The organism is Terribacillus sp. FSL K6-0262 (assembly GCF_037977385.1).
GTDB lineage: Bacteria > Bacillota > Bacilli > Bacillales > Amphibacillaceae > Terribacillus.
Genome location: NZ_CP150277.1, coordinates 679,333 through 703,784, shown reverse-complemented (window position 1 = coordinate 703,784; position 24,452 = coordinate 679,333). Strand labels below are relative to the sequence as shown.

General features: G+C 45.3%; 27 protein-coding genes. 23 read left to right on the top strand and 4 right to left on the bottom strand.

The window, feature by feature from the left end:
• Positions 1 to 14 precede the first annotated feature (14 nt).
• Positions 15 to 539: a hypothetical protein gene (locus tag MHI54_RS03550; protein ID WP_340082318.1), complete on the top strand. Its 525-nt coding sequence runs from the start codon at positions 15 to 17 to the stop codon at positions 537 to 539.
• A 9-nt stretch (positions 540 to 548) separates the two neighbouring features.
• Here MHI54_RS03550 and MHI54_RS03545 read toward each other — a convergent pair whose 3' ends face one another.
• The gene (locus MHI54_RS03545) at positions 549 to 848 is read right to left on the bottom strand and encodes an HPr family phosphocarrier protein (RefSeq protein ID WP_095216812.1); all 300 of its coding nucleotides are present in this window, start codon (positions 846 to 848) and stop codon (positions 549 to 551) included.
• Positions 849 to 1,085: 237 nt separating this feature from the next.
• Here MHI54_RS03545 and MHI54_RS03540 point away from each other — a divergent pair, with 237 nt between their 5' ends.
• The 10 genes from MHI54_RS03540 to MHI54_RS03495 all read left to right on the top strand — a co-directional run bounded on the left by MHI54_RS03540 (position 1,086) and on the right by MHI54_RS03495 (position 10,279).
• Positions 1,086 to 2,000, top strand: coding sequence for an AraC family transcriptional regulator (locus MHI54_RS03540; protein ID WP_233135118.1), 915 nt, complete (start codon positions 1,086 to 1,088; stop codon positions 1,998 to 2,000).
• 235 nt (positions 2,001 to 2,235) lie between these two features.
• Entirely contained in the window at positions 2,236 to 2,997 is a 762-nt protein-coding gene (locus tag MHI54_RS03535) for a GTP pyrophosphokinase family protein (RefSeq protein WP_340082916.1), read from the top strand.
• 267 nt (positions 2,998 to 3,264) lie between these two features.
• Positions 3,265 to 4,575, top strand: a complete 1,311-nt coding sequence (celB, locus tag MHI54_RS03530; RefSeq protein WP_095216809.1) for a PTS cellobiose transporter subunit IIC — start codon at positions 3,265 to 3,267, stop codon at positions 4,573 to 4,575.
• Between the two features lie 167 nt (positions 4,576 to 4,742).
• Positions 4,743 to 5,321: a hypothetical protein gene (locus tag MHI54_RS03525; RefSeq protein ID WP_095216808.1), complete on the top strand. Its 579-nt coding sequence runs from the start codon at positions 4,743 to 4,745 to the stop codon at positions 5,319 to 5,321.
• A gap of 78 nt (positions 5,322 to 5,399) precedes the next feature.
• Complete coding sequence (locus tag MHI54_RS03520; RefSeq protein WP_340082317.1) at positions 5,400 to 5,687, top strand: hypothetical protein; 288 nt, start codon at positions 5,400 to 5,402, stop codon at positions 5,685 to 5,687.
• A gap of 162 nt (positions 5,688 to 5,849) precedes the next feature.
• Entirely contained in the window at positions 5,850 to 6,011 is a 162-nt protein-coding gene (locus MHI54_RS03515; RefSeq protein ID WP_158221572.1) for a hypothetical protein, read from the top strand.
• Complete coding sequence (locus MHI54_RS03510; RefSeq protein WP_340082316.1) at positions 6,008 to 6,478, top strand: GNAT family N-acetyltransferase; 471 nt, start codon at positions 6,008 to 6,010, stop codon at positions 6,476 to 6,478. Before MHI54_RS03515 ends, MHI54_RS03510 begins: the two co-directional genes overlap by 4 nt.
• Positions 6,479 to 6,528: 50 nt before the next feature.
• On the top strand, positions 6,529 to 7,515 hold the full coding sequence (locus MHI54_RS03505; protein ID WP_095216805.1) for a LacI family DNA-binding transcriptional regulator: 987 nt from the start codon (positions 6,529 to 6,531) through the stop codon (positions 7,513 to 7,515).
• Positions 7,516 to 7,634: 119 nt separating this feature from the next.
• Complete coding sequence (gene hisD / locus MHI54_RS03500) at positions 7,635 to 8,927, top strand: histidinol dehydrogenase (protein WP_095216804.1); 1,293 nt, start codon at positions 7,635 to 7,637, stop codon at positions 8,925 to 8,927.
• Positions 8,928 to 8,959: 32 nt separating this feature from the next.
• A complete protein-coding gene (locus MHI54_RS03495) occupies positions 8,960 to 10,279 on the top strand; it encodes an SLC13 family permease (protein WP_095216803.1) in 1,320 nt (439 codons plus the stop codon).
• Positions 10,280 to 10,317: 38 nt separating this feature from the next.
• Here MHI54_RS03495 and MHI54_RS03490 read toward each other — a convergent pair whose 3' ends face one another.
• Both MHI54_RS03490 and MHI54_RS03485 read right to left on the bottom strand, forming a co-directional pair.
• Positions 10,318 to 11,328 carry an STAS domain-containing protein gene (locus MHI54_RS03490; RefSeq protein WP_095216802.1) on the bottom strand — a complete coding sequence of 337 codons (1,011 nt, stop codon included), beginning with the start codon at positions 11,326 to 11,328 and terminating at the stop codon, positions 10,318 to 10,320.
• A gap of 143 nt (positions 11,329 to 11,471) precedes the next feature.
• Positions 11,472 to 12,311 (bottom strand): YitT family protein, encoded by an 840-nt coding sequence (locus MHI54_RS03485; RefSeq protein WP_340082915.1) that lies wholly within the window; start codon positions 12,309 to 12,311, stop codon positions 11,472 to 11,474.
• A gap of 237 nt (positions 12,312 to 12,548) precedes the next feature.
• Here MHI54_RS03485 and MHI54_RS03480 point away from each other — a divergent pair, with 237 nt between their 5' ends.
• From MHI54_RS03480 to cydC, 11 genes are all read left to right on the top strand, one after another.
• Positions 12,549 to 13,547 carry an acryloyl-CoA reductase gene (locus MHI54_RS03480; RefSeq protein ID WP_340082315.1) on the top strand — a complete coding sequence of 333 codons (999 nt, stop codon included), beginning with the start codon at positions 12,549 to 12,551 and terminating at the stop codon, positions 13,545 to 13,547.
• 116 nt (positions 13,548 to 13,663) lie between these two features.
• Entirely contained in the window at positions 13,664 to 13,804 is a 141-nt protein-coding gene (locus MHI54_RS03475; RefSeq protein WP_158221571.1) for a hypothetical protein, read from the top strand.
• 129 nt (positions 13,805 to 13,933) lie between these two features.
• Complete coding sequence (locus tag MHI54_RS03470; RefSeq protein WP_233135116.1) at positions 13,934 to 14,800, top strand: GAF domain-containing protein; 867 nt, start codon at positions 13,934 to 13,936, stop codon at positions 14,798 to 14,800.
• A 71-nt stretch (positions 14,801 to 14,871) separates the two neighbouring features.
• On the top strand, positions 14,872 to 15,042 hold the full coding sequence (locus MHI54_RS03465; RefSeq protein ID WP_158221570.1) for a hypothetical protein: 171 nt from the start codon (positions 14,872 to 14,874) through the stop codon (positions 15,040 to 15,042).
• 104 nt (positions 15,043 to 15,146) lie between these two features.
• Positions 15,147 to 15,329 (top strand): DUF4177 domain-containing protein, encoded by a 183-nt coding sequence (locus tag MHI54_RS03460; protein WP_095216800.1) that lies wholly within the window; start codon positions 15,147 to 15,149, stop codon positions 15,327 to 15,329.
• An 11-nt stretch (positions 15,330 to 15,340) separates the two neighbouring features.
• Positions 15,341 to 15,811: a GNAT family N-acetyltransferase gene (locus MHI54_RS03455; protein ID WP_095216799.1), complete on the top strand. Its 471-nt coding sequence runs from the start codon at positions 15,341 to 15,343 to the stop codon at positions 15,809 to 15,811.
• A gap of 23 nt (positions 15,812 to 15,834) precedes the next feature.
• The gene (locus tag MHI54_RS03450) at positions 15,835 to 16,383 is read left to right on the top strand and encodes a hypothetical protein (protein ID WP_095216798.1); all 549 of its coding nucleotides are present in this window, start codon (positions 15,835 to 15,837) and stop codon (positions 16,381 to 16,383) included.
• Positions 16,384 to 16,593: 210 nt separating this feature from the next.
• On the top strand, positions 16,594 to 17,994 hold the full coding sequence (locus tag MHI54_RS03445; protein ID WP_095216797.1) for a cytochrome ubiquinol oxidase subunit I: 1,401 nt from the start codon (positions 16,594 to 16,596) through the stop codon (positions 17,992 to 17,994).
• Positions 17,981 to 18,997, top strand: a complete 1,017-nt coding sequence (cydB, locus tag MHI54_RS03440; protein WP_095216796.1) for a cytochrome d ubiquinol oxidase subunit II — start codon at positions 17,981 to 17,983, stop codon at positions 18,995 to 18,997. Before MHI54_RS03445 ends, cydB begins: the two co-directional genes overlap by 14 nt.
• Positions 18,997 to 20,718 carry a thiol reductant ABC exporter subunit CydD gene (gene cydD / locus MHI54_RS03435; protein ID WP_095216795.1) on the top strand — a complete coding sequence of 574 codons (1,722 nt, stop codon included), beginning with the start codon at positions 18,997 to 18,999 and terminating at the stop codon, positions 20,716 to 20,718. The genes cydB and cydD overlap by 1 nt, the downstream gene beginning before the upstream one ends.
• Positions 20,705 to 22,438 carry a thiol reductant ABC exporter subunit CydC gene (gene cydC / locus MHI54_RS03430; RefSeq protein ID WP_095216794.1) on the top strand — a complete coding sequence of 578 codons (1,734 nt, stop codon included), beginning with the start codon at positions 20,705 to 20,707 and terminating at the stop codon, positions 22,436 to 22,438. The genes cydD and cydC overlap by 14 nt, the downstream gene beginning before the upstream one ends.
• Positions 22,439 to 22,483: 45 nt before the next feature.
• Here cydC and MHI54_RS03425 read toward each other — a convergent pair whose 3' ends face one another.
• A complete protein-coding gene (locus MHI54_RS03425; protein WP_340081424.1) occupies positions 22,484 to 23,419 on the bottom strand; it encodes an IS30 family transposase in 936 nt (311 codons plus the stop codon).
• 163 nt (positions 23,420 to 23,582) lie between these two features.
• Here MHI54_RS03425 and MHI54_RS03420 point away from each other — a divergent pair, with 163 nt between their 5' ends.
• The gene (locus tag MHI54_RS03420; RefSeq protein WP_095216793.1) at positions 23,583 to 24,443 is read left to right on the top strand and encodes a GRP family sugar transporter; all 861 of its coding nucleotides are present in this window, start codon (positions 23,583 to 23,585) and stop codon (positions 24,441 to 24,443) included.
• The last annotated feature ends 9 nt before the right edge of the window (positions 24,444 to 24,452 follow it).

The following is a 24,452-nucleotide window of genomic DNA, read 5'->3' as shown; positions in this document are numbered from 1 at the left end:
AAGCAGGTGAACAAATGACACAGAAACATTATCTGGCAGCCGGCAAGAGACTGAAGCAAGGAGAGCATGGAAGCAACTCGATATGGATGCGAGCTGAGGATATAGACGATTATATGCTTGAAAATGCTTACTTTAAAAAAATGCATGAAATCAAGGGGGAAAAATACTGGCGTATCTGTCAAACTAAAAAAGATCATTCGAGCATTGTCATTGAGCGCCGAAAGGAATGCTACATACCTCATATTGCCAATGCATTCCTTTATGAGCTGGAATGTGAGGATGATGGGGCAGCCTATGAAGCATTATTTCGATTTGTGGATGAGCAGCTGGATGATGGAGATAAGATAGAGATGTACCCATGCTGGGATGGGGAAGAAAATGCTGCCCGCCTGGAAGCATGTGATACGTTGATTCTTCTGGGAGCTGGCAGCTATCAATCTGGAGGAGCTTCTTTTCCGATCAGCCGGGAAAATCCCATCGCAGATCTGGCTCGCAAATTCCGCTGGTGTGATCGCCAGTATGTTGTGATACAGCGCTGATACAAATCATCATCTATATTTCAAGTCAAAAATCCTATTGATTGTCTTTACACCCTCCAAATGATCCGTAATTGCTTCCATGGCCTGTATCTCATCTATCCCATCTGCTCTGATCGTAAAGGAACTGTGTATACTGATGCCAAGATTCATAATCTGCAGGATGCAATCCGGGACATGCTTTACATCTACAGATTTTCCTTGGTGCATCATGATAATGGCAGATGAGAACCTTCCCGCAATATGGACCAATGCGGCCGCATAACGTGCAAACCCTGTTTCAACTGTCATACGGAAGTTTTTTTCAAGCATCCTTATCGGCTCCAATCCAAGGAGATTGATCTGGCAGAATGATGCAGCTGGAAATATGATGCTGTAGCTCCGAATTCATTAGATGACATCCTTTCCAAGATTGGTATGTCTTTCATTATGCGATGATTCGATAGGAGAGCGTTATCTTATTCGTATCATAAATTTGCCTGATCCTGCCACGCGGGAGGAAATGATTTATACTATTTAAGATGACATGGAGAAGGAGGAGGTTTTATAGTGAAAGCAGCTCCAGATAAGCAATCGACACTTGCCGAGGTGATCAAGCGCTTTGCCCCGAAAGAGGGAATCTGTGAAACAAGCATCCCTTCCTTATTTTTCATTCGGCATTCAAGTGCTTACGGACCTGTACACAGTGTCTACAAACCGTCTGTCTGTATCATCGTGCAAGGAGAGAAAGAACTCCTTTTAGGGCAGGAGCGTCTACTCTATGGACCAAATCATTATTTGGTGGCTTCGGTGGATTTACCAGTTTCCGGTCAGATTTTGGAAGCATCTGATTCTGCCCCCTATTTGGCTATGAAAATGGAATTTACACCAGCTGAAATATTAGAGGTGATGGAAGAAGGCACTTTGCAGTTCACTACAGATGAGGACCCGAAGCGAGGGATGTATGTGAGTGAAGTCGAGCATCCGATATTGGATGTTGCAGTCCGGCTGACAGATCTGCTTGCATCACCGGAGGATATCCCAGTGCTCGCCCCTTTGATCAAAAAGGAGATCCTTTATCGTGTACTGCAAGGAAAACATGGCAGTGCCCTGGCACAGATGGCTATCCAGGGGAGCTATGCACAGCGTATCCGGGATGTAATCCATTACATAAGAAGGGAATTTAATCAATCCTTCCGTATCGAGGAGCTTGCTGACATTGCAGGGATGAGTGTTTCGACGCTACATCGGCATTTCAGGGAAGTCACCGCGATGAGCCCGATTCAATTTCAAAAGCAAATAAGGCTGCAGGAGGCTCGCCATCTATTGCTGTATGAGGATGCAGATATAATGGAAGCGGCGCTTCATGTGGGATATGAAAGTGTGTCCCAATTCAGCAGGGAGTATGCCAGGCTGTTCGGTTTGCCTCCGCGCAGGGACATCAATCGTTTAAAAGAGGAATGGAGCGGCGTGACTGAGGACTGATGGATTCGGATGAATGAACGAGAAAGGATGGGGCCTTTCTCGTTTTTTTGTTTGCGAGCTGCGCTTGGTGATCATACTGCAGTCTCTTGCAATTCGTACTATCACCGGTTAGGGCTCATGGTGTATATAGAAGGTGACGTTCTTTCCTTTGTACCAGCATTTATGATGAAAAATTGGTAAACTAAGTACAGGACAGTATGAAGTCACTATCGCCGATCGGAAAGGAAATCAGATGATGCAGCCACTGACACAAGAGAATCTGACGCAGCTTAAACAATTGAGGACGGAACTGACAAGATTCACAGCCGTTTATAAGTTCGCCCTGGATGAAGTGAATACAAAAATCAACATTCTGAAAGATGAATTCTCCTATATTCATGATTATAATCCGATAGAGCATTGCAGCTCCCGGTTAAAATCACCAGAAAGTATCCTGAAGAAAATCTATAAGAAAAATATTGAATTTTCATTGGGTTCCATAAAGGAAAATATCAAAGATATTGCCGGTATCAGGATCATTTGTTCTTTTAAATCGGATATCTATGCATTAAGCGAAATGATCCAGAATCAGAAGGATATCGAGCTGATAGAACGGAAAGATTATATACAGAATCCAAAACCGAACGGCTATCAGAGCCTGCATCTGATCGTTAAGGTACCGGTATTCTTATCCGACAGGGAAGAAAAAGTATGTGTGGAAATCCAAATCAGGACAATAGCGATGGATTTCTGGGCCAGTTTGGAGCATAAGATTTACTACAAATATGACAAGGAAATCCCAAACCGGCTGGCAACTGAACTGAAAGAAGCTGCAGATTCAGCAGCTGCACTGGACGAGAAGATGGAAAAAATCCATAGTGAAGTAAAAGAGCTGAAAAATAAACAATTAAATGAACTGGATGAGGTATTTGATGTAAGCAGCATGACGGCGACCCAGGACAAGTTTATGCAGGGAATCATCCAGCAGTTGCTCAAAGAGCCGAAAAAACTTGAATAGATTCAGCATGATAATGGATAGAACCGTTCAGGCAAGGTGATGGACGGTTCTTGTTTTTTTAGGGGGGATTATAGTTACCTATTGCCATTTAAATAACGGATATACCTAGTAAAGGATAAAATGAATCTTTATATGGATGATGCCTCAATTAATGCACAGCAGCATGCTATACTCCCAAAAGTGTATCGCGATATTTGGGCAAAAATACAAAAACAAAATTGAAAGCGTTTACATAAACTGCTGTAAATCCGTTAAGGGGGTACAGCGATGAGTAAGGTGAACCAGTTCTTGGAAGGGAAAGTTATGCCCATAGCTGCAAAAGTTGCACAGCAGCGCCATTTGAATGCACTTCGTGATGGACTGATATTATCGATGCCGCTTATCATCATCGGCTCGTTCTTTTTGATACTTGCCAATTTCCCCATTCAGTCATATATGGACTTCTTAGCCGATCGTCCCCAGCTAAAGGAGAGCTTGCTTTATCCGTATCGGGGGACGTTTGAATTGATGACCTTGACTGCGGTCTTTGGGATCGGTTATCGGCTGGCGGAGTCATATAAGGTTGATCCGCTTGCGGCAGGAGCTGTATCTTTATCGGCTTATTTTGTCGGGACGCCGTATGTAACATACGTAATAGGGAAGACGCCGGAAGGATTGGATATTACAGAGACGGCTTATCAGACGGCGATGTTCACCAGCAAAGGTTTGTTCGTCGGAATGTTGATTGCCTTGATATGTACAGAAATATATCGTTTCATTGTACAGCGCAATATCGTCATCAAGCTGCCGGATGGGGTCCCGCCAGCGGTTGCCCGCTCCTTTACTGCTCTGATACCAGGTTTTTTTGCCATCATCGTAATCTGGGGCATCAGGCTGTTAGTCGAGAATGTCGGTTCTTTTGGAAGCATTCATAATGTCATCACTGTACTGCTGCAAAAACCGCTCACATCGATCGGCACGAGTCTTGCTGGTACAATGATCATTTTCTTATTGATCACATTGCTTTGGAGTACTGGTTTGCATGGTGCGACAATTGTCGGGGCAGTGACAGGTCCGATTTGGCTGACGTTGACAGCCGAGAATGCCAAATCCTTTGAGCTTGGCGAACCTGTACAGCATATCGTCACGAATGAAATCAATGATATCGTCTTTATCGGAGGTTCCGGTACGACGCTCGGGCTGGTGCTGGCAATGCTATTATTTGCGAAAAGCCAGCAGATGAAGCAGCTTGGTAGATTGAGTATCGGGCCAGGTATTTTCAATATCAATGAACCAGTATTGTTCGGTATGCCAATCGTCATGAACCCGCTTTTGATCGTTCCCTTCATCGTGACACCGCTTATTTCGGTATTGATTACGTATTTGGCCATGGACTGGGGCTTTGTTGCAAAGCCGATCGGGATCGTGCCACCTTGGACTATGCCGCCGATTTTGCAGGGATATATGATTACCGGCAGCATTTCGGGTGCGATATTACAAATCATCATCCTTGTCTTATCGTTTCTGGTTTACTATCCATTTTTCCGGCTATGGGATAAACAAAAAGCAGCTGAAGAATCGGGAGGAGAAGAGCAATGATTGCTCTTCTTCATACATAGAAAAGCACTATGTTAAGAAGGTGTGAAAAGATAAGGATGGTGGAATGATGACTATATAAATCTTTCAATATAGAAAAATTGAAATTCATGCAGGAAATAGTGCGAATAATAGAGAAACAAATAGAAAAAGGCTATGGGAGGGGAATCATGACGACATCTTACGAAGAACTAGTGGTGGAAATGGAACGTATATCGACAGTGATACAGAAGTTCCCGGAGAATCTGCAGGGCAAGGTTTTCGATATCATGGTGAAAAGCTATCTTGGGGAGCATGCCTTTGAAACGGCAGCTGCGGAAGAACCGGAGACAGAAAATGTACAGCATATTTCGGTTGCCGACTCCAATCGGGTTCAATCCATCAAAAAACGTCCGATTCGCCGGAACAAGGACTCCTATAGCATGGTGAAAGATCTGGATCTCCTGGGCAAGAGCGGTGTGGAACCATTCCGCGACTTCCTGGAACGATATGAAGTGAACTCCAATATCAAGTTCAACACAGTGGCAGTCTACTATCTGAAGAACGTCCTGCATATACCAGATGTGACGATTGATCATATCTATACTTGCTACAAGAATGGCGAGCGTAAGGTGCCGGGTAATCTCCGCCAGAGCATCACGGATACATCGAGCTCGAAATATGGCTATATCAATATGAGTGATAATCATATCACGCTCAGTGTCCTAGGGGAGAACCTTGTCGAGTTTGAATTGAAGCAGGAAGCTTGATGGTTTGAAGAAAGCGCAAACAAGGAATATAGGATGAAAACGGCATTGAACACAAATGAGTGGAGGGGAAGTGACAAGATGAAGAAAAATATCGGATGGATCGCAGGAGGGACAGTCGCAATAGCCGCAGCAGCAGGCACCTTTTCTTATTTGAAACGGAAGAAGGATGACGATCAGAAGGTGACAGGATCGAATCTGCAGGATAAAGAGAGGGAGGACAAGCTCCCTAGCCCCGATGCCAAAACAGATGATGCGGAAAAGGGTTTGAGTGCATTGGATCATGCCTATCGGGAAGAATGGGTGGCAAACACAATCACCCCGACGGAAGAAGAGATTAAGCAAGCGGAAGAAAAAGTGAAAGAATGATCGAAACCCGGCGGTGGCCGGGTTTTTCCAATAAGTATATATTTATTCATTTCATTCCCGGAATGAACAAGAGGTTGAAGAAAATTATGAAAGTTGTGCTTGGTCTGCCATGTGGTTTCTATCTATAATGGAAGTAATTACATGAAGAAGGAGAAACAACTTATGACTGCGTTATCCTTTTACACCGTTGCCATCACCGCACTCATTCTGCTGATAGTGATAGGTGTGACGGTCGGTATCTATCTTGTGTTCCGGAGATACAATCGAATACGTGAACAAAAGATCATGGATGAATGGCAGGCGGCGAGGAAGGAGCATGAATGACCGTGTATCAAATCGTACCAATGACGCAAAGCCAGGCTGAAACGATTGCGGACACTTGGAAATATGATGGGGCATACAGCTTTTATGATATGGATCAGGATGAAGAAGATATGGCTGAATTCCTCAATCCGGCAGCAAGGGAAGGAAAGATTTTTGCTGTTATACAGAAGGAAAAGCTTGTGGGTTTCCTGTCAGTGACGTATGAAAAAGCAGAAGCAGAAATAGGATTTGGGATTCGGCCTGATTTGACAGGTCAAGGATTGGGACAGTCCTTTGTTTCTTTTTTGGTGGAAACCGTGCAACAAATGCATCAGCCCGAGACGATTTCCCTTAGAGTAGCAGCTTTCAATCAGCGGGCGATCACTGTCTATGAAAGAGTCGGGTTCCAACAGATGGAGCAATTTGACCAGATTACCAATGGTGATGTTTATCCATTTATCCGAATGGTCTTGAAATGTAACATCTAATGATATTACTTTAGAAACGAATTAAACACGCATAGATATGGGGCATGGATATGGAAAGAAGAATAGTATCGGCAATCGAAGTTGCAAAACTGGCAAATGTATCACAATCGACGGTATCCAGGGTTTTTACACCAGGTGCAAGTGTATCGGAAAAAACAAGGAAAAAAGTAATGAAGGCTGCCGAAGAGTTAAAGTACCAGCCAAATGCTTTGGCTCGCGGCTTGATCACTAAAAAAACGAACATGATCGGTCTGGCGATGAAGGACATCCAAAATCCCTTTTACCATGAAGTATTGGGGTTATTCACTCGAAAACTGAAGGAAAAAGGATATTCGGTATTATTTGTTTATACGGAAAATGAGGAGATTCAACAAGAAGAAATCAATCACTTCCTGGAATACAATGTAGAAGCAATCATTGTGACAGATGCACTCTTATCCTCGAACGTTGTCACCAGGCTTACTGCAAATAACATACCTGTTATTTTGTTTAATCGCCATGATAAGGAACTGATGTGCCATTCAGTTGTTTGCGATAATGTCAATGCAGCAAAAAGGATAGGTTCTTACGTATATGGCCAGGGAGTCCGGGATGCAGTTTTTATCACAGGAAAAGTGAATACATCGACCAGCCGTGACAGGCAAAATGGATTTATTGATTTCTTTCGTGACAAGGACACTGATATCACAATCCAGGAAGGTGATTACACTTACGAAAAGTCTTTCCATCTGACTAGGAACATGATTCAAAAAGGCCATATCCCGGAAGTGATATTTGGTGCAAATGATATTACGGCCTTGGGAGCTTTGGATGCTTTGAAGGAATGTAAGGTAGAAATACCTGAAAAAACGATGGTCATTGGGTTTGACGACATCAAAATGTCCTCTTGGCCCAATTACTCGTTATCTACGTGGGCTCAGCCTATTAATGAAATGGTAGAGAAAGCGATTGATTTGGTTACGCTGAAAGACCGAATACAAGAGCCGGAATTAATTAAACTGGAAGGCAAGTTCATCCACCGGGCTACAACAAGATAAAATTATTTGACAAATGAAAGCGTTTCAATTATTATCTAGACATAATTAAATTTGCATACGTATGCAAATTTAATCGATCTGTTTTTGCATACGTATGCAAAAACTATGGAGGGGATAATGTGGCTGTTTATTTCAAAAAAGGTAAAGTGGATGAAGATATCAAGCGTGACGATGAGAAAGTCGCGAGCATAGTAAGATCCACAATCCAAAAAATCGAAGATGAAGGTGACAAAGCAATCAGGGAATTGTCTCTTCAATTTGACAAGTGGTCGCCAGAAAGTTTCCGGCTTACAGAAGAAAAAATCAATGAAATCTGCGCATCCATTCCAGAACAGACAAAGCAGGATATTGAATTTGCTCAAAATAACATCAGGCGTTTTGCAGAGGAACAAAGAAAATCAATGAAAGATATAGAAGTGGAGACAATGCCGGGAGTCATTCTGGGACACAAGAATATTCCGGTTGGAAGTGTTGGCTGCTATATTCCCGGTGGACGATATCCAATGGTTGCATCCGCTCACATGAGTGTATTGACGGCTAAAGTTGCCGGTGTTAAAAGAGTGATAGCTTGCACACCCCCGATCAATGGTGAGATTCCGGCGGCCACGGTTTATGCCATGCACAAGGCTGGGGCGGATGAGATTTATATTTTAGGCGGTATTCAAGCAATGGCCGGAATGGCGATTGGTACGGAAACTATTGCACCAGTCGATATGATTGTTGGACCAGGTAACGCTTTTGTAGCTGAAGCGAAGAGACAGCTTTATGGTCGCGTGGGGATCGATCTTTTTGCGGGGCCGACTGAAACACTGGTAGTTGCAGATGAAACAAGCGATCCTGAATTTATCGCTACAGATTTGCTTGGTCAAGGCGAGCATGGACCAACATCTCCTGGTGCCTTGATCACCACTTCGAAAGAAATAGCGGAAAGGACAGTCGAAGAGATCGAGAGACAATTAAAGATTCTTCCTACTGCAGATGTAGCTAGTGTATCCTGGAATGATTACGGACAGATCATCATCGCAGAAGATGAGAAAGAAGCGCTGGAAGAAGCAGATAAATTAGCGTTTGAGCATGTTGAAATACTCACTAAGAATCCTGACTTCTTTTTAGAGAACATGACAAATTATGGATGCCTGTTCCTTGGACCAGAAACAAATGTTGCATACGGCGATAAAGTGATAGGAACGAACCACACATTGCCGACAAAAGGCGCGGCGAGATATACCGGGGGACTTTGGGTCGGCAAGTTTTTGAAAACGGTTACCTATCAGAAAGTTACTTCCAAGGAGCAAAGTGCTTATATCGGGGAATATGCTGCTAGACTTTGCCAGCTGGAGAATTTCTCTGGTCATGCAGAGCAAGCGTTGCTTCGTGTAAGGAAGTACAAGGGTGAGTCGGAGAATGAATAGAGTTTAACTTCTTTTATGGAAGTAGGTGCATTATGTTAAGTATGATTGGTCTGATCGGCGGTCTGGTTTTACTGACAGTTCTTGTGATGAGAGGCATGAATCTGTTGGTGGTCGCGCCTATATCAGCATTATTCGTCGCAGTATTGAATGGTATCCCGTTATTCCCGCAGTTTGCTGAAGATGGACAGGTAGATTTCATTACTGGTTATATGGACGGGTTCGCTGGATTCATCACCTCTTGGTACCTTATGTTCTTGGCGGGAGCAATCTTCGGAAAAGTAATGGAAGATAGCGGGGCTGCTGATAGTGTCTCCCATTGGATCGTCACCAAGGTAGGAATCAAGCACGCCGTACTCGCCATCGTACTGGCATCTGCCGTGCTGACTTATGGCGGGGTCAGTTTATTCGTTGTGGCATTTGCCGTATATCCGATGGCCGTCAGCTTGTTTAAGGAAGCTGACTTACCAAGAAGATTCATTCCCGCAGCGTTGGCTTTCGGTTCCACGACATTTACCATGACGTCTGCCGGATCACCTGAAATTCAGAACTGGATTCCGATTCCCTATCTTGGAACAAGTCCTTATGCAGGCTGGGAAGTAAGTTTAGTTACAGCAGTCTTCATGATTATCTTTGGGTACTGGTGGTTAATGAGGATGATTAAAAAGGCGGCTGAAAAAGGCGAACATTTCATCGCCAGGGATACGGATGAAACGAAAATAAGAAAGGACCTGCCGCATCCGCTGAAAAGCTTGATTCCTTTGCTGATTGTATTGATCATTGCCTTTGTCTTCCATGACTCGTTGGCACAATCAGCGTTGATACTTGCTTTGTTGGGCGGGATAATCTCTACATGGCTGCTCAATAGGAAGTATTTCAGGGATTTCTGGGATGCTGTAGGTGAAGGTACCACCGGAGCAATTATTGCAATAGGTAACACTGCGGCGGTAGTCGGTTTTGGCGGAGTTGCCAAAATAACACCTGCTTTCGATGATGCCGTGAATTTTATGACAAGTATTCCTGGATCCCCATTGATAGGAGGCGCACTAGCTGTAATGGTCATAGCAGGTCTCACTGGTTCATCGTCAGGCGGACAATCGATAGCCTTGCCTATCTTGGCGCCGCACTATCTGGATATGGGAGTGGATCCGGAAGCTCTTCACCGGACGGTTTCCATCTCTTCAGGCACATTGGATTCCCTGCCGCATGGAGGTTACGCTGTCACCACTATACGGGCCATTGCTGGGGAGACGCACCGGGATGCATATCCGGCCTTTGGGGCGATGACAGTATGCGTTCCGTTGGCTGCAGTCATTCTGGCAGTATTATTATTCAGTTTTGGATTGGGTATCTAATCTATAGTGATAGCCCCCTTTTAAGGGGGCTATCACTGTTAAATGATCTGTTTTCCCATTTGTCCTAAAGCATAATGGATTCCGTGCTGCAGTGTTTGGAAGCAATCGAAGGAGGCGAGTGAAATCCCGGAGTTGGATATGTGCAGACTGAGCTCGGGGGAAATACCTACAAGCAATGTCTTTGTTCCGATCATGGATGCAGCGGACCCAACCTTGCTGATCAGATTGGCTGTGTACTGGCTGACGTCCTTATCCAGTCCTGTCAAATCAAGCAGCATGTATCTTGCTTTATGTGCTGGCAGGTTTTCCAGTGTTTTAAAGAGCAGCTCCTTAGATCGATCCTCGTCATATTTCCCGATCAGCGGAACGACAACGACATGATCCAGTACCGGAATGATCGGAGATGACAGCTCGCTTACAAGATTCTTCAAATCCCTGGTTTTATCTTCGACAATCGCTTCCAATTCCATGATATGCTGTGATTCTTTTTTACGGGCCAGCTGATGGATATTCTCTGTAACAGTTATCTCCGAAGGAAAGTAGTGGATGATGGTACTTTCATGACCTTCCAATTGATAATGCTCTACCTCGTACCAGATGTTTGTTTCGAACATGCCGCTGAAGATACCGGCATAATGCGCAGGAAGGAAGGAGCCGCCTTCGGTTTTTCCTTGCGCGACATTTATCTTGTGCTCCCAGCTGTCGATCAGCTCAGCTGTCAGCGTATGTTTTTCAAGATCAAGATTCGTGATTTTCGTTCTGCCCCATCCTGCTGATGCATACGTATTCGTAATCAGTTCGGCAGCTTTATGAAGATCGACATCAGGCTTGTCCTGAAAATATTTACCTACGACCAGTCCCTGCCGATATCCAGACGTTTCAAAAACAAGATTGGAGACTTCCATCCCTGATATTTCCTCTATCGTATCAAAAAATTCCCGCATGGCACTGGAAATCCAAAACAGTACCGCATCTTCATTTTCATATGTGAATTTGCCTTTTTCCAGTTCCCAACCAAACTGAAGGCCGCCGATCTCTATCTTGTCCAATGATCTCGTACTCCTTCTTGGTGCATTTTATTATCCAACTCTCATTATAAAATTTCTTGGCATACAATGCCAGTCCTTTGCCAAGGCATGGAACCTCAAAAAAACCAAAAAGCGAACCCAGATTCCCTTGGGTTCGCTTCGATTTATTTGGTGATATCCATGAATCCTTCACCAAATACATCGCGTACATCGTACAAGGTGATGAATGCTTTTGTATCGATGGATCGGACAATTTTCTTCAGTGGGAGCAATTCCTGTTTATTTATGACGACATAGAGTATCTCTTTCTGGTTCTGCGTATAATACCCGCGTCCTTCCAGCAGTGTGACGCCTCTGTCAAGCTGTGTGGAAATCGTTTTGGCAATCGTATCTTTTTGATTGGAAATGATGAAGACTGCTTTCTTCGGATTCAATCCCTCGATGACGAATTCCATAACCTTGGTAGCGATATAAAGCATGATTACCGTGATGAGCAGTTTTTCCGTTCCGATGATGAACCAGGAGGCTGCCACGACAATCAAATCGAAAAACAGCAAAGCGAAGCTTGTATTCCAGTCCAGATATTTATTTGCCAGCCGGGCAAGGATTGCGGTGCCTGCTGTCGTTCCCCCGACTTTGAGGACAAGCCCGATCCCGACTCCGGCAAATACTCCGCCGAAAATGGCATTCACAAGCACTTGGTCTGAAGCAATCCCCCAGCTCTCGGTTAGATGAAGGAAGAAAGAATTCAATAGAATGACAATGATTGTATAGAAGACGGTTTGCTTATCGAGAAAACGGTAGCCTATGATGAGCAAAAGTCCATTCAGGATCAGGTTCATGATACTTGGCGCCCATCCCAATGCATAGAACAAGATGATGGTGATACCTGTGACACCGCCTTCACCAAGTTCACTCGGGATGGCAAAGAGGTTCACTGCCAGCGCGAACAGAAAGGAACCGGCCGCCAGGAATGCCAGGTCTCTAAGGAAATGCTGCTTCATCTGTTTCATCTGTTAACCCCCTTCAAGTAGTAGTTTCTTCTCTGATAGACCACGAGATTATATCATACAGTGCCCATGACTTGCCATATCACTTGACAAGATTTTGATAGAATATCTTCCGGTTTTATTTGGGATGTAAAAGGGGTATACGAAAATGATTGAGGAACGAATGCGCATAAATTGTGTCTGGATATGAAAAAGACTAGTATGGGATATATAAATAGGAGGGTTTTGCAGATGAAAGAGTCATTCAAAGCATTGGTTGCAGAAAAACAAGGCGAAGATTTTTCCGTACAGGTGAAAGATCTGACAGTCGATCAATTGCCGGAAGGGGAAGTACTGATCAAGGTCCATTATTCCGGTGTCAACTATAAGGATAGTCTTGCGACGATTCCAAATGGAAATGTCGTCAAGACTTACCCGATCGTTCCGGGAATCGATTTGGCTGGGGAAGTTGTATCTTCTGAAGACGAGCGCTTCAAGCAGGGGGATCACGTCATTGCGACAAGCTATGAAATCGGAGTTTCCCGTCACGGAGGTTATAGCGAGTATGCCAAGGTGCCAGCAGATTATATCGTACCGCTGCCGGCAGGGATGACCACAAGGGAAGCGATGATCATTGGTACTGCCGGTTTTACAGCTGCACTTTCTGTCCAGCGCCTATTGGAAAACGGGCTTGATAAAGGGAATGGCCCGGTGCTCGTTACCGGATCGACCGGCGGAGTAGGCAGCTTTGCTGTAGCCATTCTTCACAAACTTGGTTTCGAGGTGGAAGCCAGTACCGGTAAACAGGAGGAAGAGGACTATCTTAAAGGACTTGGAGCTGCCCGGATCATCTCCCGGGATGAAGTGTATGATGGAAATCTCAAGCAGATTGCCAGTCAGAGATGGGCAGCTGCAGTCGATCCGGTAGGCGGGGAACCGCTCGCATCGGTCCTCAGCCAGCTCAAGTATAACGGTTCCGCCGCTGTGAGCGGTTTGACAGGCGGGGGCAAGGTGCCGACGACTGTCTATCCGTTCATCCTGCGCGGTATTAATTTGCTTGGCATCGATTCGGTTTATTGCCCGAAACCAACTCGCGAAAAGATTTGGATGCAGCTGGCTACTGCTTTCAAGCCTAGTGATTTAGAGCGTTTCGTACTGGAAGAATTGACGCTGGACCAATTACCGGAAGCATTGCCTAATTTATTGGAAGGCAATGCCAGAGGCAGATATTTGGTTAAAATAAGCGGCTGATTGTGACAGGAATGTGACCGCTAAATTTGTAAGATTTGTGAATAAAATCACAAATGCTTTCTCTCTGTGCAAATCCGTGACATAATCGTAATCAAATGATTATGTGAGGTGCACAAATGATTTATCTATTGATTGTGTTCGCAGTGGCTTGTGTTGTTGGCTGCTTTACAGCCTGGATGAAAATGGTCAAAAAAGACGAACAGCAATTTGCACACGGAACAGAAACCGAAACGGTAGCATATAAAAAAGCGAATTGATATGGAAAGCGTGCTGGTGCCAGCACGCTTTTTTTATTCTGACTTTTCTTCGGAAGGATGTTATAACATAACCTGGTTAGGGTAAAGGAATACCATTCGAATTATGTTTAGGAAGAAAGGTACGGGGAAATGAAAACAGTTACAGAGATGGCTAAGAATGTCAGGGCTTTTGATAATTTCGAGGAAGCAGCACAAGGGGTGCTGGAGATCATCAGCGAATTCGTGAAGATCAATACACTATTCATCGCCAAAAATGACAAAGTCCAAAATGAAATAATCACAGTCATCAATCAGAAGGAAGAGCTGCTGCAACAGGGGGAAATACTGCCTTTTGATGAGACATTATGCAAGCTGAGTGTCGATCATGGGAAAGAAATATTGATCATCCCCGACTTATCCAAAAGTGAACTATCTCAATCGCTTGATGTCGTAAAGGGTTTAGGTGGCGGCAGCTTTATCGGAATCCCCATTTATTTTGAAAATGGGGAGATTTATGGGACCATCTGCGGGCTGGACACACATATCTTTCCGTTTACCGAAGAACATATCCGTCTCTTTGAAACGATGGCTTCACTTTTGACTTTTGTACTGGAGCTTGATAATGCCAATCAGCAGATTCAGAATTTATCAGCGCCATTTGTTCCAATTACGTCAGGAGTCGCTGTGCTTCCGATTATAGGATTCATCAATAAAGAGAGAGCTGAGAAAATAATCCAGCTATCTCTGCAAAAAAGTCAAGAGATGAATCTTGATTACCTTGTGATAGATTTGTCGGGTATTTCGCAGATTGATCATGTTGTGAGCAATTCCTTACTGAAGATAGCCACCTTATTAAAGCTGACCGGCGTGACACCGATCTTGACCGGCTTTCACCCGGATTTGGCTCTGAAGGCCCTATCTTTGCAGATGGAATTGAAGGAAATCATCATAGAAGCCAATTTGGAGCGTGCGCTCCATAAAATAGGTCTCCATTTGGAAAAGCGGGAGACACTGTAAACCAGACATCACACTGATATGTCTGGTTTTTTTTGTATCCATTTTTGATGGTAAAATAAGGTGGGAATTAAATGAAGAAAACGCTCGTTCATAAAATGAGGATAGCTGCTTTATGGTTCTGTACGTATTCGTGGATGACACCGCTTCTGGAAGTACACGGAGGAGGCAGAGCTTGTCCATGCGGCATGGAAATCAATGGGCTTGGGATTCTATCAGAAGCATGGCTATATAGTGTTCGGTAAGGTGGAGGATCACCCAATCGGCTGTACCCAATCCTATTTGGTGAAGAGGCTGTAGGAAACTTTTTGGCAGACTAAACCGTAATAGAGGAAAAGGGGGAACAGATATGATGACATATGCGTTTGAAACAATTGAGATGAAAGCATTAACCGGGAAGATGAAGAAGGATTATCGGAAAGTTGTCCAAGAATATGCCCGGGATGGCTGGCGTTTACATAGCATGAACCCAATTCCGGGTTATGATGGGATGGCACTCAGCATCGAACTGATCTTTGAAAGGGAAGCTTAAGGGGTGGAAAGATGAACATCAGAGAAATAGCTGAGAGAGATAATCAGCCAGTCGAGCAGCTGATTCGGACTTGCTTGAAAGAATTCGGAGCCGATAAGCCAGGAACAGCCTGGAGTGATCCTGATCTTGGCCGTTTCCATTCCCTGTATCAGAAGCCAGGCTCGAGATATTGGGTGGTGGAGCAGGAAGGTAAGATCGTTGCGGGCTGCGGAATCGGGCCCATTCCCGGACATCCGGAAGTTTGTGAGCTTCAAAAGATGTATGCGGCCAAAGATACGCGCGGAACAGGTATAGCCCATGATTTATTGCAGACAGCCCTTACCTTTGCCCGCCGGCATTATCGTCGCTGTTATCTTGAAACGTTAAGCAGTATGGCCGCTGCAAACCGCTTTTATCTGAAGAATGGATTTCGGCGTATGGACAAGCCATTAAGTGAAACGGAGCATTACGCATGTGATGTTTGGTATATCAAAGACTTATAATACACTGGAAGGAAGACGATGCATTGCATTTCAAACCAGTTTTGGAATTACTGGAAGCCCGCGGTATCTCCTATGCTATCGGCGGTTCGCTCCTCCTGTATCTGAAAGGACTGCCTGTATGCCCGAATGATGTCGATATACTAGTTGAAAGAGAGTGCTTTGCTTGCGCGAAGGAAGTGCTTCAGGCAAGTGCTGTCACATATGAAGATAAACCTGCCCAAGGTATCTTTTTAACAAGAGCTTGCATAACCTTCGGGATGTCGGATGGTTTGCAGGTGGATTTGATGACTGACTTTGCAATTCTATATGAAACCAATGTCATCCAAATGCCATTCACTGCCATCAAGGAACAAACAAAGGATGGCTTGCTGCCGCTGGGCAGTATGGAAGCTTGGTATGTGATGTATTGGCTATTGCCAGGCAAGGAAAAAAAGCGAGCTTTGATGGAAGACTATTTTCATAGCAATGGCCTTGCAGATCCTTCATACTTAAAGCAGGCTCTCACGCTTGGTTTGCCAGAAGCTGCAAACTTCGCGATCAGCCGTTTATTAGCGGATGCATCAAGGAATTAATTACCTACGATCATTTTATATGAACTACTAGAAAATCCCTTTCCAAAGGGATTTTTTTATTTGTTAACAAAGCTGTGACGATTACGCCACAATTTGTTCAATATTTCACAATCACAAATAGGAATAGGGGAGTATACTAAACGTAACAGGACAATGTGACTAATTTCACATAGTTTCCGATAAAATATGACAAAGAAAGAAGGCGGCAAAATGGATGTTGTAGAGCTTTCGCGAATCCAGTTTGCATCAACGACATTGTTCCATTTCCTATTCGTTCCATTGAGTATAGGATTGGCATTCATCATAGCAATCATGGAAACTCTGTACGTTGTCAAAAAAGATGATAAGTACAAAAAAATGGCGAAGTTCTGGGGACATTTATTCCTGATCAACTTTGCAGTCGGTGTCGTGACCGGTATACTGCAGGAATTCCAATTTGGAATGAACTGGTCGGAATATTCCCGTTTCGTAGGGGATGTCTTCGGTGCACCGCTTGCAATAGAAGCATTATTGGCATTCTTCATGGAATCCACCTTCCTTGGTTTGTGGATTTTCGGCTGGGATCGTCTGCCGAAATGGGTGCATGCCCTATGTATTTGGCTTGTTTCCTTAGGTACGATTTTCTCCGCATTCTTCATCCTGTCAGCCAACTCATTCATGCAGCATCCAGTAGGGGAAGTACTGCAAAATGGCAGATTGGAAATGAATGATTTCTTGGCAATCCTGACAAATGGCCAGCTTTGGGTTGAATTCCCGCATACTATCTTGGGATCATTTGCAACCGGAGCCTTGTTCATCACCGGTATAAGTGCCATCGCATTCCTGCGTAAGAAGCATGTGGAATTCTATAAAGGTTCCTTTAAAGTGGCGATCATCGTCGGTTTGATCAGCGGTATCGGTATTGCGCTGTCCGGGCACGAACAGGCACTATATCTTGTGGAAACACAGCCGATGAAAATGGCTGCCAGTGAAGGCCTTTGGGAAGACAGTGCCGATCCGGCTCCATGGACTGTTTTCGCCAATATCGATACAGAAGCGAAAGAAAATTCGGGCGAGCTAAAAATTCCGTACCTGTTGAGTTTCTTATCTTATGGGGAATTCAAAGGTTCGGTCGAAGGTATGAATACACTTCAGGAACGTTATGAAGATCTATATGGACCTGGCAATTACATGCCGCCGGTCAAAACGACATTCTGGAGTTTCCGTGTCATGTCTGTACTTGGCGGTGCAATAGCTGCCCTTACCATCTGGGGAGCGTACTTGTATGCACGTAAAAAACTTATCAATAGTAAATGGTATCTGCGTTTGATGATCATAGCCATCAGCTTCCCATTCATCGGAAGTTCGGCAGGCTGGATCATGACGGAAATTGGTCGTCAGCCATGGGTTGTATTCGGTTATATGAAAACAGAGGATGCAGTCAGCGCAGGGGTGACTGCAGGAGAAGTATTATTCTCCCTCATCACTTTCTCTGTTTTGTATCTGATCTTGTTTGCGGTCATGATCACTTTGTTCGTCCGTGAAATCAAGAAAGGGCCGGACCACGATATCGAGAAGACAGACCCGATTGCAGATCCGTTCACGAAGGAGGGTCAACATGCTTTCTCTTAATGAATTCTGGTTCATTCTCGTTGCTGTCTTGTTCGTTGGCTTCTTCTTCCTGGAAGGCTTCGACTTCGGAGTCGGAATGGCAAGTAAGTTTGTAGCCAAAAATGATTTGGAAAGACGCGCGTTCATCAATTCAATCGGTCCATACTGGGATGCCAATGAAGTATGGCTGATCACAGCGATCGGTGCGATGTTCGCTGCATTCCCAAATTGGTATGCATCCATGCTGAGCGGATTTTATCTCTGTTTCGCGTTCATTCTCTTCGGATTGATCGGGCGCGGTGTTGCGTTCGAGTTCCGCGGCAAAGCGGAGCATCCGACTTGGCGAAAAACATGGGACTGGGTGATTCTGTTTGGCAGCATCATCCCGCCGCTTACTTTCGGCATCATGTTCACAGCCTTGATTCAAGGAGTGCCGATTGACGAAAATATGACAATGCATGCCGGAGTATCCGATGTCATCAACTTTTATACCGTTCTTGGCGGTGTGACACTCACCATGCTTTGTGCATGGCATGGCCTTATCTTCGGTACACTACGGTTGATGGACACATTGCGTGAACGCTGCCGCAAAGCAGCGAAGAGCTTGCTGCCCATCAACGCGATTTTACTGGTGGCATTCCTTGGTATGACATTCTTCAAAACGGACATGTTCAGTGTCCATGGCAATATTTTGGAGTATCTATTCATGGTCGGTGTTCTCGTTTACATCGCATCGGGTTATTTCATCACACGCAAACGAGATGGCTGGGCATTTTTGATGTCAGGCTTGATCATGATCCTGCTGATCGCTTCCGTGTTTATCGGTCTGTTCCCACGGGTAATGATTAGTTCCATCAGTGAAGCATATAGTTTGACGGTGCAATCAGCGTCTTCAGGAGATTACTCTTTGAAAGTCATAACCTATATCAGTTTGGCATTGCTGCCATTCGTATTAGGCTATCAAATCTGGAGCTACTACGTTTTCCGTAAACGAGTGGATCATAAGGAGCATATGGAATACTAATGGGCAGAAATTTAATGGCTTATAAAGGAATAAAAACGGTGCTGCTAGGGCTCTCCGCATTGACGCTTGCGCAAGCTGTGGCCATTATCTTTCAGGCGAAATGGCTTGCGGAGACCATTACGCACCTATTCCATGGTGAAAGTTTTCAATCTCAAATCCCACTTATAGGCTGCTTTATAGCAGCCTTTCTTGCTAGACAGCTATTGCAGCTGATCATCAAGAAAGTGTGTTTCCGCTTTGCAGAGGCAACTGTCGAGGATATGCGAAAGGCATTCCTGGAGAGTGTATTCAAACTTGGACCCCGCTATACAAGACAGGAAGGTACCGGGAATCTGGTCACTTTCTTGTTGGAGGGAGCAGGAAAATTGCGCGATTATCTGGAGCTGTTCCTGCCAAAGCTTGTGTCCAATATGATCACGCCATGGCTTGTATTGATTTATATTTGGATGCACGATGACATTTCAGCGATCATCCTGCTGGTCACCATTCCTATTTTGATTGCTTTCATGATCCTGCTCGGCTTGGCTGCCCAGAAGAAGATGGACAGTCAGTGGAAGGCATATCGTATGCTATCCAATCACTTCGTGGATTCACTGCGAGGATTGGAAACATTGAAATTCCTCGGGCGGAGCAAGGCGCATGGGGAGACGATCGAGAAGGTGAGCGGGCAGTATCGCAAATCCACCTTGGGTACATTGCGGATCGCGTTCCTTTCCACGTTTGCACTGGATCTATTCACACAGCTGGCAATTGCTTTCGTTGCGGTGACATTGGGGCTTCGATTGATCGATGGGACGCTCCTGCTCGAACCGGCATTGATGATTTTACTGCTGGCGCCAGAGTATTTCCTGCCGATTCGCGAGGTGGGGAATGATTATCATGCAACGCTCGATGGCAAGGATGCTGGCGATCAAATGCTTTCTGTCATCAAGCTGGCCGATGAAAAGCACCAAGGGAAAGAAGCAGGTATTTGGAAAGAAAACAGTGAACTTGCCTTACAGGATGTGACGGTTATGTATGACAATGATCGTCCTGCTCTGTCAGACATCATGTTAAGGATCAAGGGAAATCAGAAAATCGGATTGATTGGAGCGAGCGGTGCAGGAAAATCGACTTTCATTGATTTGCTCAGTGGTTTTATCGATCCTGCAGCCGGTCGGATGGAGCTGGATGGAAAGCCTGTGGATTTCACCGCCGATACGTGGCAGAAACAAACGGCCTACATCCCGCAGCATCCATTCATCTTCCAAGGAAGCATCAAGGATAATGTGCGATTCTATGCGCCGGAGGCTTCGGACGACCAAGTGGAAAAAGCGATTGATCATGCCGGGCTGCGTGATGTAGTAGATAAGCTGCCTGAAGGTTCCGATACCTTGATTGGTGAAGGAGCCCGCTCCTTGAGCGGCGGGCAGGCACAGCGTGTTGTGCTGGCCAGGGCATTTTTGAGTGACCGCCCCATCGTCCTCTTGGATGAACCGACAGCGCAGCTTGATATCGAAACGGAATATGAATTGAAGGAAGTAATCAAGGAGCTCGCTTCGGATAAATTGTTGTTCTTCGCATCGCATCGATTGCATTGGATGCAGGAAATGGATGTGATCGTCGTCATGGAAAACGGCAGAATAGCTGAGAGCGGCACACATGAACAATTGATGGCAAACCGCGGCTTATATGTCCGTTTGCTGCAAGCACAAATGGGGGATAATCATGAAGCATCGTGACTGGATCATGCCATATGTCAAACGTTATAAATATCGTATGCTGACCATTCTGCTGCTCAGTATGCTGACTGTGGGATCAGCTGCGGCGCTGATGTTCACATCTGGCTATCTGATTTCAAAATCATCGCTTCGGCCGGAGAATATCCTGCTCGTGTATGTGCCGATTGTCCTTGTCCGGGCATTCGGGCTCGGACGATCGGTATTCCGCTATTCCGAACGATTGGTCAGTCATGATTTCATCCTCCGTGTGCTGGCGAAGATGCGGACGCGTCTGTATCATCTGGTCGAGCCGAAAGCAGCGACGAGTAAGTCGTTGAAAACAGGCGAAGTGCTCGGCATTTTGGCCGAGGATATCGAAAGTCTGCAGGATCTTTATTTACGCACGGTTCTTCCGACTGCATCTGCCGTCCTCCTGTATGTCATCAGTATCTGTGCACTCGGGTTTTTCAGTCCTGGCTTTGCAGTGCTAATGGCGATATATTTCTTTGTATTGGTTGTCGTGATGCCGATTTTCTCCCTTTTGCATATGCGTGCGGTGAACCAGGCATACAAGAAGGATAAGGATGAGCTCTATCAATATGTGACGGATGGTTTCCTCGGTATCCATGATTGGCTGCTGAGCGGTCAGAAGAAGCAATTCTTCAGCCGGTTCTATAAGCGTCAGGGTACACAGGATATGCTTGATAAACGGTCGAAGAACTGGTCTTATTACCGTGAATTCATCGGGCAGGTGATCGTTGCTGCCATGCTTGTCACGATGCTGGCTTTCGGCGCCAGCCTTTTTGCGGATGGAAGGATTGCGGGTGTATTCATTGCTGCATTCGTCCTTGTCGTCATACCGCTGTCAGAGGCGATTCTGCCAGTTTCCAATGCGGTGGAGAAGTATCCTCGCTATGAAGAATCCCTGAACCGCGTCACCAAGCTGGAAGCGGATCAGGAAACAGCTGCTGAGCCTGAGTCCTATGAGGGCTCATTGGAAAATGTGCAGCTGACGATGGATGATGTGAGCTTCGGTTATGAGCAGCAGGGAAGGGTCATCAAAAATCTGTCACTCGAACTGACTCAAGGTAAAAAGATTGCCATCATCGGTAAAAGCGGTGCCGGTAAATCGACATTGCTCAAGCTGCTGCAAGGGATGCTTGTCCCCGATGCGGGATCTGTTCAACTCAATGGATACAAAGCAGCTGCAATCCGAAGGGATATGACAAAGCTTGTATCGGTTTTGAATCAAAATCCATATCTTTTCTATACAAGTGTTGCCAATAATCTGCTGCTGGCAAATGAATCGGCAACGGAAGCAGAAGTGAAAGCAGTGATGAAACAAGTCAAGCTCCATGATTTAGTCGCCAGTCAGCCGGAAGGATATCAGACATCGATGCAGGAAACAGGTCAGCGTTTCTCTGGCGGCGAACGGCAGCGAATTGCTTTGGCGCGTGTCCTGCTTCAGGATACACCGATTGTCATGCTGGATGAGCCGACTGTAGGACTTGATCCGATTACCGAACGGGACTTGCTGGATACGATTTTTACCAGCTTGGCTGGTAAATCCTTGATCTGGGTGACACATCATCTCGTGGGGATGGAGCAAATGGATGAAATCATCTTCCTGGAAGAAGGGAAAATAAAAATGCGCGGAACACATGCACGACTGCTTCAGGAATCCTCGCATTATCGGAGACTATATGAGCTGGACCGCCCGGAGGTGCTTCAGCGTGCTTGATCCAAAGCGATTACGCTTTGGATTTTTTTTATGCATGATAGTTTGTCAATCTAAATGCGACAGTTCCTCCTGGAAAGCCTCGTAAGGAGTTTTCCATCCTAATATTTTTCGCGGGCGATGATTAATTAGGTATAGTGCTTGGTGGATTTCATCTTCTGAAACAGAGGCTAAGTCTGTTTTCTTTGGGAAGAACTCCCGAAGCAGCCCGTTACTGTTTTCATTGGTTCCTCGCTGCCATGGGGCATACGGATCGGCAAAGTAAACCGAGATATCCATTTCATTTTCGATTTCTTGATAACAAGCAAATTCTTTCCCTCGATCTGTGGTCGCTGTCTTAAATATTTCCTTAGGCATAGAAGCTGCCACTTGTGAGATAGCTTCCTTCATAGAGCGTGCACTTCGATCGTTCATTTTAACTGCGAGAAAGAAACGCGTTTTGCGTTCGGCAAACGTTCCGAAGCATCCTTTACTTTTTCCACGGCTTGATACTACTGTATCTAGTTCCCAATGGCCTGCCGATTTTCGGTCCTTCACATCTTTTGGACGCTCCTTTATCGACGTACCAATATTGAATCGACCTCTCGTTTCCCGGGGTTTTTGCCTTTTTCCTTTTTGACGGAAGACCTGATGATCGACAGAGAATCGTCTTTGATTCATCCAACGATAGATGGTTTTGAAGCTGATGATACCCAGCCTTCCTTGAATTTGTTCAGGTGACCAAGTGAGCTTTAATTTCTCCTCAATAACCACTCTAAGCTCTTCTTTCCATTTACCTTTAGGAATACAAAATTCCCGTCGTTTTTGATACATTCTGTCAGCAGAGTCAGCTTTATAGCTGCCCTCACTGTTACGCTCCAATTCTCTGGAAATAGTCGAATGGTGTCTCCCTAACTCCTTTGCGATACGACGTGCAGACCAGCCAAGCTTGTATAGTGTTTCTAGTTTTCCTCGTTCAATTGTAGTAAGATGGGAATAGCTCATGTTTTCCTCCGTTTAAGATTAGGTATGGTAACTTCATCTTACACGAGGAAACATGGGCTTTTCTATTTTCAAAAGGTGTCGCACTTAATATTACAATTCATCGCATAAAATGCCAGTCAGCCCGTCATACTACGGGTAAGCATAATCGAAATGGAGTGACGTGATGGATATCTTTCTTGCCGTCCTGCCCGCATTGTTTTGGGGCAGTATCGTATTATTCAATGTCAAGCTCGGAGGAAGCCCTTATCACCAGATTCTGGGTACAACGATCGGGGCCCTGCTGCTTTCCATCGTTTTGTATTTCTTTGTGCGTCCGGAACTGACGGGATTCATCTTTTTAATTGGATTCTTATCCGGGGTGTTCTGGTCGCTTGGCCAAACCTTCCAGCTGAAGAGCATCCATGCGATTGGCGTTTCAAGGACAATGCCGATTTCTACAGGCGCACAGCTTGTTTCCACATCATTGTTTGGTGTGATCGTATTCGGAGAATGGAACACGACCCGTTCTGTCATTCTTGGAATCCTGGCGCTGGTGCTGATCATCGTTGGAGCGATCCTTACTTCCAAACGCGCCAAGGGAGAGAAAGAGGACGAGGAGAGCAGGGGAGCTTTCCGCAAAGGGCTGGTGTTCCTTGCCATCTCGACAATAGGCTATCTCGTCTATGTGGTCATCGCCAGATTGTTCGGGGTGGATGGATGGACTGCCTTATTCCCGCAGGCTGTCGGCATGGTGGCAGGCGGCATCATACTCACCGTGAAATACAGACCGTATGACATGTACACAGTGAAGAATATACTTCCTGGCCTGATTTGGGCCACCGGGAATATGTTCCTGTTCATTTCGCAGCCGCGTGTCGGGGTTGCGACAAGCTTTTCATTATCCCAGATGGGCATCGTCATTTCCACATTGGGCGGTATTTTCATTTTAGGGGAGAAGAAAACCAGGGGACAGCTGATCAGTATCAGTATCGGGATTGTCTTGATCGTTGTGGCCGGGTTCCTCTTAGGTTATACGAAATCATGAAAAAGGAGT

Bases quoted from the DNA above. Each gene is read 5' to 3' on its own strand.
- MHI54_RS03455 (WP_095216799.1), top strand. From the start codon at position 15,341: ATGAACATCAGAGAAATAGCTGAGAGAGATAATCAGCCAGTCGAGCAG.
- MHI54_RS03535 (WP_340082916.1), top strand. From the start codon at position 2,236: ATGCAGCCACTGACACAAGAGAATCTGACGCAGCTTAAACAATTGAGG.
- MHI54_RS03510 (WP_340082316.1), top strand. From the start codon at position 6,008: ATGACCGTGTATCAAATCGTACCAATGACGCAAAGCCAGGCTGAAACG.
- cydD (WP_095216795.1), top strand. From the start codon at position 18,997: ATGGGCAGAAATTTAATGGCTTATAAAGGAATAAAAACGGTGCTGCTA.
- MHI54_RS03470 (WP_233135116.1), top strand. From the start codon at position 13,934: ATGAAAACAGTTACAGAGATGGCTAAGAATGTCAGGGCTTTTGATAAT.
- MHI54_RS03495 (WP_095216803.1), top strand. From the start codon at position 8,960: ATGTTAAGTATGATTGGTCTGATCGGCGGTCTGGTTTTACTGACAGTT.
- MHI54_RS03420 (WP_095216793.1), top strand. From the start codon at position 23,583: ATGGATATCTTTCTTGCCGTCCTGCCCGCATTGTTTTGGGGCAGTATC.
- MHI54_RS03525 (WP_095216808.1), top strand. From the start codon at position 4,743: ATGACGACATCTTACGAAGAACTAGTGGTGGAAATGGAACGTATATCG.
- MHI54_RS03515 (WP_158221572.1), top strand. From the start codon at position 5,850: ATGACTGCGTTATCCTTTTACACCGTTGCCATCACCGCACTCATTCTG.
- cydC (WP_095216794.1), top strand. From the start codon at position 20,705: ATGAAGCATCGTGACTGGATCATGCCATATGTCAAACGTTATAAATAT.
- MHI54_RS03550 (WP_340082318.1), top strand. From the start codon at position 15: ATGACACAGAAACATTATCTGGCAGCCGGCAAGAGACTGAAGCAAGGA.
- MHI54_RS03425 (WP_340081424.1), bottom strand. From the start codon at position 23,419: ATGAGCTATTCCCATCTTACTACAATTGAACGAGGAAAACTAGAAACA.
- MHI54_RS03460 (WP_095216800.1), top strand. From the start codon at position 15,147: ATGATGACATATGCGTTTGAAACAATTGAGATGAAAGCATTAACCGGG.
- MHI54_RS03445 (WP_095216797.1), top strand. From the start codon at position 16,594: ATGGATGTTGTAGAGCTTTCGCGAATCCAGTTTGCATCAACGACATTG.
- MHI54_RS03465 (WP_158221570.1), top strand. From the start codon at position 14,872: ATGAAGAAAACGCTCGTTCATAAAATGAGGATAGCTGCTTTATGGTTC.
- MHI54_RS03475 (WP_158221571.1), top strand. From the start codon at position 13,664: ATGATTTATCTATTGATTGTGTTCGCAGTGGCTTGTGTTGTTGGCTGC.
- MHI54_RS03520 (WP_340082317.1), top strand. From the start codon at position 5,400: ATGAAGAAAAATATCGGATGGATCGCAGGAGGGACAGTCGCAATAGCC.
- MHI54_RS03505 (WP_095216805.1), top strand. From the start codon at position 6,529: ATGGAAAGAAGAATAGTATCGGCAATCGAAGTTGCAAAACTGGCAAAT.
- celB (WP_095216809.1), top strand. From the start codon at position 3,265: ATGAGTAAGGTGAACCAGTTCTTGGAAGGGAAAGTTATGCCCATAGCT.
- MHI54_RS03485 (WP_340082915.1), bottom strand. From the start codon at position 12,311: ATGAAGCAGCATTTCCTTAGAGACCTGGCATTCCTGGCGGCCGGTTCC.
- cydB (WP_095216796.1), top strand. From the start codon at position 17,981: ATGCTTTCTCTTAATGAATTCTGGTTCATTCTCGTTGCTGTCTTGTTC.
- MHI54_RS03480 (WP_340082315.1), top strand. From the start codon at position 12,549: ATGAAAGAGTCATTCAAAGCATTGGTTGCAGAAAAACAAGGCGAAGAT.
- MHI54_RS03545 (WP_095216812.1), bottom strand. From the start codon at position 848: ATGCTTGAAAAAAACTTCCGTATGACAGTTGAAACAGGGTTTGCACGT.